At 62.3% G+C, this 12,165-nt stretch carries 9 protein-coding genes and 1 tRNA gene; 7 read left to right on the forward strand and 3 right to left on the reverse strand.

What is annotated here, in order from left to right:
• Window positions 1-107: 107 nt before the first annotated feature.
• Window positions 108-416 (reverse strand): HU family DNA-binding protein, encoded by a 309-nt coding sequence (locus AB4Y97_RS07915; RefSeq protein ID WP_441998701.1) that lies wholly within the window; start codon window positions 414-416, stop codon window positions 108-110.
• A 678-nt stretch (window positions 417-1,094) separates the two neighbouring features.
• Here AB4Y97_RS07915 and AB4Y97_RS07920 point away from each other — a divergent pair.
• The 5 genes from AB4Y97_RS07920 (at window position 1,095) to AB4Y97_RS07940 (ending at window position 7,927) form a co-directional block, all read left to right on the forward strand.
• Window positions 1,095-3,491 (forward strand): putative bifunctional diguanylate cyclase/phosphodiesterase, encoded by a 2,397-nt coding sequence (locus AB4Y97_RS07920; protein WP_441998480.1) that lies wholly within the window; start codon window positions 1,095-1,097, stop codon window positions 3,489-3,491.
• A 180-nt stretch (window positions 3,492-3,671) separates the two neighbouring features.
• Window positions 3,672-3,881: a hypothetical protein gene (locus tag AB4Y97_RS07925; protein ID WP_441998481.1), complete on the forward strand. Its 210-nt coding sequence runs from the start codon at window positions 3,672-3,674 to the stop codon at window positions 3,879-3,881.
• A gap of 472 nt (window positions 3,882-4,353) precedes the next feature.
• Window positions 4,354-5,178, forward strand: a complete 825-nt coding sequence (locus AB4Y97_RS07930; RefSeq protein ID WP_441998482.1) for a chromate resistance protein ChrB domain-containing protein — start codon at window positions 4,354-4,356, stop codon at window positions 5,176-5,178.
• A 1-nt stretch (window position 5,179) separates the two neighbouring features.
• A complete protein-coding gene (chrA, locus tag AB4Y97_RS07935; RefSeq protein WP_441998483.1) occupies window positions 5,180-6,586 on the forward strand; it encodes a chromate efflux transporter in 1,407 nt (468 codons plus the stop codon).
• 636 nt (window positions 6,587-7,222) lie between these two features.
• Window positions 7,223-7,927 (forward strand): hypothetical protein, encoded by a 705-nt coding sequence (locus tag AB4Y97_RS07940; RefSeq protein ID WP_441998484.1) that lies wholly within the window; start codon window positions 7,223-7,225, stop codon window positions 7,925-7,927.
• Window positions 7,928-7,942: 15 nt separating this feature from the next.
• Here AB4Y97_RS07940 and AB4Y97_RS07945 read toward each other — a convergent pair whose 3' ends face one another.
• Together AB4Y97_RS07945 and AB4Y97_RS07950 are read right to left on the reverse strand one after the other, a co-directional pair.
• Entirely contained in the window at window positions 7,943-9,403 is a 1,461-nt protein-coding gene (locus AB4Y97_RS07945; RefSeq protein ID WP_441998485.1) for a tetratricopeptide repeat protein, read from the reverse strand.
• A gap of 254 nt (window positions 9,404-9,657) precedes the next feature.
• Window positions 9,658-9,734, reverse strand: a tRNA-Arg gene (locus AB4Y97_RS07950).
• Between the two features lie 120 nt (window positions 9,735-9,854).
• On the opposite strand from AB4Y97_RS07950, the gene AB4Y97_RS07955 reads away from it, so the two are divergent.
• Window positions 9,855-10,673 carry a thermonuclease family protein gene (locus AB4Y97_RS07955; RefSeq protein ID WP_441998486.1) on the forward strand — a complete coding sequence of 273 codons (819 nt, stop codon included), beginning with the start codon at window positions 9,855-9,857 and terminating at the stop codon, window positions 10,671-10,673.
• 6 nt (window positions 10,674-10,679) lie between these two features.
• Window positions 10,680-12,110: a M48 family metalloprotease gene (locus tag AB4Y97_RS07960; RefSeq protein WP_441998487.1), complete on the forward strand. Its 1,431-nt coding sequence runs from the start codon at window positions 10,680-10,682 to the stop codon at window positions 12,108-12,110.
• The last annotated feature ends 55 nt before the right edge of the window (window positions 12,111-12,165 follow it).

Consider the following 12,165-nt stretch of genomic DNA (forward strand, 5'->3'; position numbering starts at 1 on the left):
TTTTGGGTCCGATGCTCCAGAGCAGCCAAAGAGGCGGGCAGCAAGTCCGTCACGGCCCGAGAATGAGGCCGCGGACGACATCACGAAGCAGCATCACCGCGCGAGTGTCAAATCGCTTCCTTGAGATCCTTGGCGGCGCGGAAGGCAATCTTCTTCGAGGCCTTGATCTTCACGGGTTCACCGGTCTGCGGATTGCGCCCCATGCGAGCGGCCCGCTTGCGTACCTGCAGAATGCCAAGGCCGCTCAAACGGATCTTCTCGCCCTTCTTGAGGCTCTTCGTGATCATCTCGACCACCTGGGTCAACATCTCGTTGGCCTGGCGCTTCGGCAGTTCATGTGCCTCGGAGAGCTTCTCTGCGATATGACGCAACGTCAACACGGCCACCGCCTTATCGGCAGATGCTTTCGCAGACACCGTCCGAGCCTTCGCCGCCTTCGCCGCCTTCGCCGGTGCTTTCACTGCGGCCTTGGCCGCTGCCGTCTTGGCTGCCGTCTTGGTTGCGACCGCCTTTGCGGATTTCTTCGCGGTTTTCGTCGGTGCCTTGCTTGCAGCCTTGGGCGCTGCAGCCTTGCGGCTCGGGGCTTTCTTGGATGAAACCTGAGTTGCAGTCTTAGCCATCGGATACTCCTTGGTTGCTACTAGTGAAGCTATAGCAGTGCGATCTGAATAGCGCCATCGGCACAGATGAAAAGATGGCAGAGCTCAGGAACGAACAGTTTTCAGCGGAAACTGGGGATTGGAGCGCTGTATTTGCGGCACACCGTTCTACCCGACGCCGGAGCGCGGATGGCTGAAACATCCCCAGGACTGGAGCTGTTGGAGGCTGACTTGAATACGCCCGCTTCACGCGCAAGCAGCTATCCTGGATACTTGCCGAGGGGGATGTCATGGCGGCCATCGGCGCTCACCTCAACGGGGCATGCCTTCACGCAGACCGGGCTCTGGGGCTCTATTGCATCAACTTCTGCATTAACTTCAAGAGATACAATCTGTAGCGTGCTTGCCTCAGCCGCTGCTGCATCCTGTGACTTGACAGGTTAATGCAACTCGGCCCTTCGCTACAGCCCGGCTGAATTTCTCGCTGATAACATAATGATCCTCGATCCCCAGACGTTAGCTGCCGCATTTGTGCTGCTCTCAGCCATACTCGGTATGCTCTTACTCTTCGCATGGACCCATAATCGAAGGGTCCATGCGCTTGCATGGTGGGGAGGCGCCTTCTGCCTTATCCCCATCGGGATCGGAATGGCAAACCTCGGCCAAGGAGTGCCAAGCCACCTCAATCTGCTCGTTGCGAACACGCTTGTAATGCTCGCCTACGGTGCCCTGTACGCCGGTTGCAGGGCCTTCAATGGCCGCTCGGAGAGGTTGCCCGCTATCATCATTGGTCCTGTCCTCTGGATTGTCGCCTTCCCGTTCATCCACGAGACGCTAAGCTCCAGACTCCTCTTCGTGTCGCTGATTATTGGAGGATATGCCTCATTTTCAGGGTGGGAGCTTTGGAGGAATGCTTCCCATCGTCTGGCATCCCAACGAGCTGCGGTCCTCCTCCTGTTCGCCCTGGCTGCCTTCAATTTCTTTCGGGGAATCCTCGGCCTGCAGCTGAATCTGAACTTCTGGCTCAACACTTTTGCCAACAGATGGTCGACGGAAATAGCGCTCTTTCTCGTGGTCTATGCCCCCATGCTTGCATTCGTCTTCTTGTCCATGGCCAAGGAGCGCATCGAAGCTGACCATGAAAGGACGGAACAGGCGCTGCGCGAGAGCGAAGAGCACTACCGCTATTCTGTCGAGCTGAATCCGCAGATTCCTTGGACGACCGATTCGCAGGGTAACCTTCTCGATGTTTCCCCCCGTTGGTGCGCGCTGACGGGGATGCCTGTCGAAGAGGCGCTTGGGCAGGGCTGGATCAGGGCTCTGCGCGCTGATGACATTTTAACGACAGCGCGGCAATGGTCGGATGCTCTGGGCAGCCGCAATCCTATCGATGTCGAATACCGCCTGCGCCTCGCTGACGGGAGCTGCCGCTGGTTTCGGGCCAGGGCAACGCCCCGGCTCGGCGGGAATGGCACGGTCATCCGATGGTACGGAACGGTCGAGGACATCCACGACAGAAAGCTCGCGGAGGAGAAACTGCATTGGGCGGCCTATCATGACGATCTGACATGCCTGTCCAACCGCAGACTGTTTCAGGAATGCCTCGAGCAAGCGCTCGATCAGGCTGAAAGGACGGGACGGAAAGTCGGCCTGCTGATCATGGACCTCGACCATCTCAAGCAGATCAACGACAGGTTCGGCCATGATGCCGGAGACGCTCTCTTGAAGGAGTTTGCCAAGCGACTTTGCAGCCTCGTGCGTACGACTGACACGGTAGCCCGCTTGGGTGGCGACGAGTTTGCCATCATCCTGGCCGATGTCGCCAGCAAGGACGAGGTTGTTGCAACAGCTAAGGCCATCCTGGCTCGAATGCAGGAGCCTTTAAGACACGATGGCAAAACTCTCGACTGCCGCACCAGTATCGGTGGAGCTATCTCCGAGCGAAGTACAGAGGGAGAGAATCTCCAGAAGCAGGCGGACCTTGCATTATATCGCTGCAAGGCCGCCGGACGCGGCACGTTCACGATGTTTCACCCGGCCATGCGTGAGGAGGCACAGAAAACCACCTCGGCCCTGGAAGTGGCCCGCAATGCGGTGATGTTCGACCGGATTGTGCCGTTCTACCAGCCCAAGGTGGCGCTGGCCTCAGGCGCCCTGAGTGGCTTTGAGGCGCTCCTGCGTTGGCACCACCCCCGCCTAGGGGTCCAACCTCCCGAGGCGATTGCGGCCGCCTTCGATGATACGGATCTCGGCACTGCCATCGGGGAGCGCATGCGCTTTCGCGTCTTCAGCGACATACGCAATTGGCTCGATGCCGGGCTTGATATAGGCCGGATTGCCATTAACGCTTCACCCGCCGAATTCCGTCACGATGATTATGCGGAGCGCGTCCTCGAAGAACTAGGGCGGTCGGGCGTGCCAATGCACTGCCTTGAAGTGGAAGTGACCGAGAGCGTGTTCCTGGGTCGCAGCGCCGGATATGTCGAGCGGGCCTTGCGTATGTTGAGCGCAGCAGGCGTGACAATCGCGCTCGACGACTTCGGCACAGGCTATGCCTCGCTCACGCACCTGAAGCGGTTCCCGTCCGACGTGATCAAGGTTGACCGCTCGTTCATCAGTGACCTGGAGGCGGATGCGGAGGGGGCCGCGATTGTCAAAGCAGTGCTGAGTCTTGGTCGAAGCCTCGGCATTGAAGTGGTTGCCGAAGGGGTCGAGACACTCGCTCAAGCCTCGCTTCTTTGGGAGCAGGGTTGTGGGCTAGGGCAAGGATACTTTTTCGGATGGCCAATGGCAGCCGAAACCGTTCAACACTTCGTCCAGTCATGGCAATGCGATGCGGGCTGGCGAACAGGAGACAAGGAACACGGCGCAGGCCACTCGTCGGATGCCTGACGCAGCAGCGCGTTTCCTGGCGCTCGGTTTCCTGGCGCTCGCAAGTTCTGGTGCGCTCGCCTCCTTGGTGGCCGAACGCATTGCGGGGCCTGCTCCACTGCCCGGAACGGATCTGACGGGGTGGCGTTGTCGGGTCACCTGGGGAACGACGCGGCCAGCTTGCGTTTGGAGAAGCCTGCGATGCAGCCGGAAGACAGCCACCCCCGCCACCATACCCGGAATATGCAGAAACGCTTCCAGGAGCTGATCGACCACATGCGCGAGGACGTGAGCAAGGTGGACGAGCCCCAGCTCAAGGCCATGTTCGAGACCTCGGCCGAGGTGCTCACCGGTCTCAAGAAGGCATTCAGCGACTACGAGCAGAAGAACGAAAACGCGTGGAAGCGCTAGGCCAAGACCTCCTCCAATGGAGTGGATCTCATGCAGTCCGACCACCAGCTTCGTCCGAACCGCCGCCAGCTCCCGATCGCTGGCGGAGCTAGTGCACTCGGGCTTGCTATGCCGTAACCGAGCGCGCCTTCACGTGCGAGGTGTCGATCGACAACTTGTGTAGCCCGTGGCTAGAGGCGACTGCTTGCTCGAAAAGGCGCTGCCATATGAGTTTCCCACCTCGCATCGCGCGGAGTGTCGAGCACTAAAGCCTCGGACCTAAAAGTGGCTTCCACTTTTAGGTCCGAGGCTTTCTCCCTGATGAGAGCATCGCGTGGCCGCAAAACCGGGTCCACTTTTGCGCACGATGCTCTAGGCAAGACTTGACATCGGAAGCACGAACGCTGTCTAATTTCGGCATGGGGATTGCGATCTCCCCACGAGGCGACATGCCCAAGTATCGCGTCCGGCTCACCTTCAGCGAGGACGCACCATGGCGTCAGTTAATACCATCTCCCTTGATAAGCTCGCCCGTCTGATCGGCACCCCCAAATGCCCCGTCCTCATCGATGTCCAGACCGATGAGGACTTTGCCGCCGAACCGCGCCTGATCCCAGGAGCCCTCCGCCGACCGTGGCAGGCCGTCACCGATTGGGCTCATGAGTTCAGCGGCCAGACGGCCGTCGTCATCTGCCAGAAAGGGCTCAAGCTCAGCCAGGGCGTGGCCGCCTGGCTCCGGCACGAGGGCATTCCTGCGGATTCCCTCGAAGGCGGGGCCTTAGGCTGGGTACAGGCAGGCCTGCCGACGGTGCCAGCGGTCAAGCTGCCGCCGCGCGATGCTCTCGGCCGCACCGTATGGGTCACCCGCTCCCGCCCGAAGGTCGACCGGATCGCCTGCCCCTGGCTCATCCGCCGCTTCGTCGATCCGCATGCCGTCTTCCTGTTCGTGACCCCGTCCGATGTTCCAGGCGTCGCCGAGCGGTTCGGGGCGGCCCCCTTCGATATCGAGGGGGATGGCGTGTTCTGGAGCCACCGCGGCGAGAAATGCACCTTCGACGTGATGGTGGAGGAACTCGGTCTCGCAACGGAGCCGCTCCTGCATCTGGCGAGGATCGTGCGCGGCGCCGACACGGCCCGCCCGGATCTCGCGCCCGAAGCACCGGGCCTGCTGGCGGCCTCGCTCGGCCTCTCGCGGATGTATGCGGACGATCTCGAACAGCTCGACGCCGGGATGGCGCTTTACGACGCGTTCTATCGCTGGTGTCGGGACGCGACCGACGAGACCCATAACTGGCCGGTGAAGAAGCGGGGATCGTGAGATGGCTGACGCGCCAATGGTTGCAACGAGGGATACGCCCATATCAGCTTCGCAGGGTGTCACTCTCGGCGAAGCTGTCCGGGTCTGGGCCCGCGTCGCCATGCTGAGCTTCGGCGGCCCCGCCGGCCAGATCGCGGTCATGCATCGCATCCTGGTCGAGGAGAAGCGCTGGGTCTCCGAGAACCGCTTCCTGCATGCCTTGAACTACTGCATGCTGCTGCCGGGCCCCGAGGCCCAGCAGCTCGCGACCTATATCGGCTGGCTCATGCACCGAACCCGCGGCGGCCTCATCGCCGGCGGCCTGTTCATCCTGCCCGGCATCGTAGCCATCATGGTGTTGAGCTGGATCTACGCCTTGTTCGGGAAGGTCGGAATCGTCTCGGCCCTGTTCTTCGGGTTGAAGGCGGCGGTCCTTGCCATCGTCCTCGAAGCGGTGGTGCGGATCGGCAAGCGCTCGCTCAAGAACCGGATGATGCTTGGCCTCGCCGCAGCGGCGTTCGTGGGGATCTTCTTTTTCAAGGTCCCGTTCCCGATCATCATCCTGACGGCGGGTCTCGTCGGCTATCTTGGCGGGAGGGCCGAGCTGGCTCAGTTCCAGGTCGGCGGAGGGCATGGGTCGGCGGACCAGGGCTTGACCGATGCCGAGAGCGTGCTCGGCGAGAGCTTGCCGGCGCATGCGCGTCCGACCGTCAGGGGCACCCTGCAGACCGCCGCGATCTGGCTGGCGCTGTGGCTGGGTCCCGTCATCGCCATCCTGCTCACCCTCGGCCAGGGGGATGTCTTCGGTCAGATTGCCATGTTCTTCTCGAAGATGGCCATGGTCACCTTCGGCGGGGCCTATGCGGTGCTGGCGTATGTCGCCCAGCAGGCGGTGGAACATTACGGCTGGCTGAAGCCCGGCGAGATGCTGGACGGCCTCGGCATGGCCGAAACCACGCCGGGTCCGCTCATCATGGTTCTGCAATTCGTGGGCTTCATGGCCGCGTTCCGGGATCCAGGTTCGCTGTCCCCCTTGGTGGCCGGCACCCTCGGCGGGCTGCTTGCCACCTGGGTGACCTTTACACCGTGCTTTCTCTGGATCTTCGTGGGCGCGCCGTTCATCGAGGTCCTGCGGGACAACAGGGCGCTGAGCGGTGCTCTCTCGGCGATCACGGCTGCCGTGGTCGGCGTGATCCTCAACCTGGCGATCTGGTTCGCGATTCATACCATCTTCGCGGACGTGCGCTATCTTGCCTGGGGGCCGGTTCACTTCGATGGCCCGGTGCTTCAGAGCGTCAACCTCTGGGCGCTTCTGCTCTCGGTCGCGGCGGTCGTGGCCATGTTCCGGTTCAAGGTCGGCATGGTCCCGACCCTGGCCGCAACTTCCGCCACGGGCATCATTCTCTACCTCATAGGAGCGATCTCATGAGCACGTTCACGGAAAGCAACCGATGAACGCTTCGGCTCTCCCGGACAGGTCGCCCGGGCTGCTATGCCACCGCGACCGACACGCTTTACGTCGCCAGCGTAGGCGATGGATCGGTCACAGGCCCTCAAGGAAACAGAGCGTATAGAACGCGGTATCAATGCGGATAACGTCCTCCTCGATGCCGCATGGATTTAATGTACCTCGAAGACACGCTTGGCCTGCTGACCGAGCTTGCTTCCTACCGTTGCGAACCGCCATCGGGCCATACTCATGCCGACGCGCTGATGACGGCGCATAAGATCAGGACCGAACGCGGCGACTCCCATATCGCCGAGGCACATCCGACTGATGCAATCGAAGCGTTGGCCGATCGCACGCGCCCCCCTGGCGGAATAACCACCCACCACGGTTTCCGAGATCGCCGAATGCCGACCCTTTCCCGAAAAGAACAGGCAACTTCCGACGAGAGCTCCGGAAAAGCCCTTCCGCTACATTTTTTGCGTTCCCCGCGGATCGAGCCTGAGACGTCGCTCCCCGGGAATGACGAAGGGAACCGCCGATCTGCCCGCCGCACCCGGACGGCCTGCCGGCGTCCGCATGCCCATCATCGGCACCAACTAGGGAAGGATCGCTTCCATGAGAAAATCTCATCCACGCGGCGCAATCAGCGCTCTCAGCTTCTTTGCCTTCATTGCAGCCTCCGCTCTCTCCGCCTCGGCCCATGACGGTCATGTTCATAAAAGCCCGACCGCGCCGGCTGAAAAAGATGCGACGAGCACCACGTCTCGAACACGCGAGCCGAGCTTGGCCGAGGTCCACCAGGCGACCGAGCGCTTCAGGGACGTCAACGTGGCGCTCGCCGAGGGCTATCTCCGCGACTCGGGCGACGTCTGCGATACGGCGGAGATGATGGGCAAGCCCGCGGAGCTGGGAGCCATGGGGATCCACTTCTTCCGCCCGGATCTGCTAGGCATTACCGCCCCGCCGAACTCACGCATCGACGGAAACGGCACCCACACCGACTTTTGGGAGCCCGCGATCCTCATCTACGAGCCGCAGGCCGATGGGTCGCTCGAGCTCGTGGCGGTCGAGAATTTGGTCTTCCGCAAGTCCTGGCACGCCGCAGGCAACAGCACGTTGCCGACATTCCATGGCGTGGCCTACGACACGATGGCGGATGATCCCACCACGGCCGTCGACGAGGCTCACATGTTCGAGCCGCATTATGACCGGCATGTCTGGATCTACCGGGAGAACCCCAATGGGGTGTTCGCGCCGTTCAATCCGAACGTTACCTGCAAACACCATCGCGGCGGCAGCCATCAACATGCGAACCGCTGACTAGAGGCTGACCTTCTATTCCGGGATGCCAGCCTTCCTGAGGCCCTCCACGAAGACATCCCGGTGGGCGAACTTGTTCAGCACTGCCCGCACCTCGCTCAGGCGCAGGGGCGGGCCGACTCGGTTACTTGCAACAATGAATTCCCGAGCCTCATCCAACCGGCCGAGATGGCCGCAGCAGCTGATCAGTTGATTGTAGTGCCCCGAATACTCCGCAAAGGACGCAACGGAGGCCCGCATGAAGGGGAGTGCCTCCTCGAAGCGCCTGGCTGCCAGCAGCGCCAACCCGTGAATGGACGTGTAGAAGCCGGAAAAGCTGTCGAGCGGACTCAGACGCAGTGCGTGACCCGTCTCGGCAATCGCCTCGTCGAAATGCCCGGCGCGCAGGAGTGCCCATCCCGACGCCGTGTGGCCAAGTGCAAAGCTCGGATTGAGGTTGAGCGCCATCCGGAGCTCGCCGAGGGCGCGATCGTGCTGTCCCGCCGTGCTAAGGCATAGTCCGAAGACCATCCGCGCCCAGGGATCGCTCGGATCAAGGGAGAGCGCATCCTGCGCGTGCGCTGCCGCCTCGTGATAGCGGTTTCTCGTGTCCGGCCACTCCCAGCGGAGATGCGCCGCCCACCAGACAGCCCAGCTGAGCAACGCGTGCGCCCGGGCATAGTTCGGCTCCATCGCGATGGCCTGTAGAAGGAGCGCCTGCGCGTTCCGGTTCTGCCTACGCTCCATGCGATTGATCATGTCCAGCGCACGCACCACGAGCCCCCACGCATTGACACTGTCGGGCTGCTTGGCCGACGCGCGAAATCCTTCCTCGGCGTAGAGGTGGGGCTCCACGGCCGCGACGACCCGCTCGGTGATGTCGTCCTGAACCGCGAACAGGTCATGGAACTCGCGATCGTACTTCTCCGCCCAGATGTGCTTTCCGGATTCGGCATCGATGAGCTGGCCGCTGATCCGGATGCGTCCATCGGCCGTGCGGACGCTGCCCTCCAGAATATATCGGACGCCCAGGGCCTGGGCGATCGCGCGGACATCGGCTGCCTTGCCCTTGTAGACGAAGCTCGAATTGCGCGCGATGACGAAGAGCCAGCGCAGGCGGGCCAACGCCGTGATGATATCCTCCGCAAGCCCGTCCCCGACATAGTCCTGATCGGGACTGCCGCTCATGTTCGTGAAGGGAAGAACTGCGATCGACGGCTCATCGAGCCTTGGGCAGGGCGAGCTTGGGCGGGGCGAGGCATCCGGTGAGACGATCTTCGCCGTGCTTGGGGCGGCGCCGGAATCGAGCATCGGCCGGAGTGACAGTTTGGTATGGCTTTCCACAATCGAAAGTGTACGGCCGGAGAAAAGCCCGATCAGCAACTTGTCGATGGTCGACTTCCCGAGCTTCGTCTTGAAGGCGAACTGCTCCCGCGAGAGTCTCTCGCGAGCAAGATAGTCCCTCACCGTTGCCGCGATCTTCTTTTTCTCGTCCATTGCCGTCCCGCATCGATATCAAAGGGGGGCCGGAAGGTTCCTCGAAAAATACAGGCAATATTCGGTCAGTACAGAGGAAAGGTTCCTGGCCTGCCGTTCAGTGAATGGACAGGACGGAAAACGGAGACGAGATGTGATCCCTGTCGCACCGTCAGCGGCAAATGGAGCGAGCGACGGCTCGCGTAGGCCGGGCGTCCGAGGCTATCATTCCGTCGGCTCCGTCGGCTGGAAGCTTCGGCGAGCCTCGAAAAAGCTGGCGATCCCGGGAGGACTCGAACCTCCGACCTTCGGTTTAGGAAACCGCTGCTCTGTCCTGCTGAGCTACGGGACCGTACGGGGATGAGTAGCACAATTCACTCACAGGTAAACCAGGTCCAGCCGGCACTTCGCGAAAGCTTTGGCTGGCCGTTGCTTCGCAGGCGGCTATGATCCTGTCGCCTGAACGGGATCGATGATGCGGATATCCTGCGCCTTTAGCCTTGCGATTGCCCTGCTGGCGATACCGGCAGCGGGTCAGGAGCAGGTCGCAGCGGGCGATCGGAACAGGCTTCCATCGGCTTGCACGGTCACGGCCCGCCCTGATCGGCTGGAGGGCATGACGCCTGGGGGCGACCTCATTCTGGCGTCCGGCGGCCTCGCCAAGCTTTCCGCGATCCGGATTCCGGATAAATCCCCTTATCGCGACGATGCGCAGGCTTGGCTGCGGGCGCGGATCGGTCGATCGCTTCTCGTCGAGGACCGATCGGAGCGCGACCGCTGGGGCCGACTGCCCGTTCGAATCCGCATGGCGGGCGACACGGAAGCCCTCGATCTCGCGCAAGGTCTTGTCGAAACAGGCCTTGCCCTGGTCGATCCGGGCATCGCGGATGCCTTCTGCCAGCCCGAATTGCTGGCGCTTGAAGAAACGGCCCGCAAGCGAAACCTTGGCCTCTGGGCAGATGCCCTCTATAAGCCCATCGATGCGGAGCAAACCAACCGCCTGCAGGATCGATTCGGCACCTTCGCTCTTGTCGAAGGGCGAGTTCGGACCATCGGCGAACGCAAGCAACGAATTTATCTGAACTTCGGGGGGCATTGGGCAGAGGACTTCACGATCATCATTCCCAAACGGACATGGAAGTCGATGGCGGATCGCGGCGTGGATGCCGCGGCACTCAAGGGGCAGCGCATCAGGGCCCGAGGCATTTTGGAGCCTTGGCAAGGCGCTTCTCTTACCATTGTAGTACCTGAGATGATCGAACGCCTCGAGGGCAAGCGCCTGCCACGCTGAGCGAGCATGAGCCGTATACGTCAGGTCATAGGAATTCGAGTCACCGTCGGCGCCCTGCTCGTCGCTTGGCTCGCAGGCTGCGCCGGCTTCGACAGCAATGTCTCGCTCCCGGCCGACGCGCCTCGCGTCGTGGGCGCCGAGCAGTCACGCGACCGCGATCACGAACGTCTGGTCGCAGCGTTCGGCGGCGAATTGAGGGCGCCCGAAATTCAGCGGCTTCTGAACGATGTCACGAAACGTCTGGTCGATGCGAGCGACAGGCCTGACGAGTCCTACCAGGTTGCAATCCTGAATTCGCCCGTGGTGAATGCCTTCGCTCTGCCGAACGGACGGCTCTACATAACCCGCGGATTGCTGGCTCTGGCGAACGACACTTCGGAAATCGCGGCGGTGCTTTCCCACGAAATCGCCCACGTGACCCTCCGGCATGCCTCTCAGCGCAACGAGTTGCAGGCGCGTTCGACCCTGATCAAGCGGGTCACTGAGAATGTGCTGAACAACGCAGAGGAAGCGGCTGTCGTGCAGAACCAGTCACGTTCGACGCTGGCTAACTTCTCGCGGGCACAGGAACTCGAGGCCGACCAGGCCGGCGTGAAGGTTCTCGCAAGGGCCGGCTTCGATCCCTATGGCGCACCGCGCTTCCTGACGGCGCTGGGCCGCTCGGCCACCGGCGGTTCCGATGCGAGCGCGGACATGATGGCGAGCCATCCAAACACGCGTGATCGCATCGCACTGGCCCTGCAGGCGGCCCGGCGTGCCAGCGCTCCCGGCATCGGCGAGTCGGGCCGGGCCAATTACCTGTCGGCCATCGATGGCATTGCCTATGGTGACGATCCGGCGGATGGCGTTGTCAGAGGACGCCGCTTCATCCATTCCCGCCTCGGTGTCGCCTTCGAGGCGCCGGAGGGTTTTACGCTGGAAAATACCTCGCAGGCCGTCCTCGGCGCCTCCGCCGATGGCAGCCGACGGCTTCTGTTCGATGCAGCCGATACGCCGGCCGGGCAAAGCCTCGAGGAGGTGCTTCGCTCCACCTGGAACGACACCATCGAACCCGGCAGCCTCTCGACCACGACGATCAACAATCTGCCCATGGCGAAGGCCCTGTCCGTCGGCAAGGAATGGACATTCCGGCTCTCGGCGATCCGCATCGGCAACACCACCTACCGCCTCATCATGGCGGCCCGCAGCGGGACGGGAAATCTCGAAGGGCTGTTCCAGCGGACGCTGGAGAGCGTCCGGCAGGTTCAGCCGGATGAGGCCCGCATGATCCGACCGCTGCGGCTGAAGGTGGTCGTGGCTCAGCCTGGCGATACCGTACAGGGCCTGGCGGGGCGAATGCCTGTCGATCGGCCGCTCGACCGCTTCACGGTGCTTAACGGTCTCGAACGCAACGACACCCTGAAGGTCGGCGAGCGCTACAAGATCGCGGTCGAGTAACTGCCAAAAGATGCCGGGCAACGCACCGGCTTGGCTCGCGCCATGCCGGTGGCAG

It is taken from the genome of Microvirga sp. 2TAF3 (assembly GCF_052114965.1).
In the GTDB taxonomy this organism is placed as follows: Bacteria; Pseudomonadota; Alphaproteobacteria; order Rhizobiales; family Beijerinckiaceae; genus Microvirga.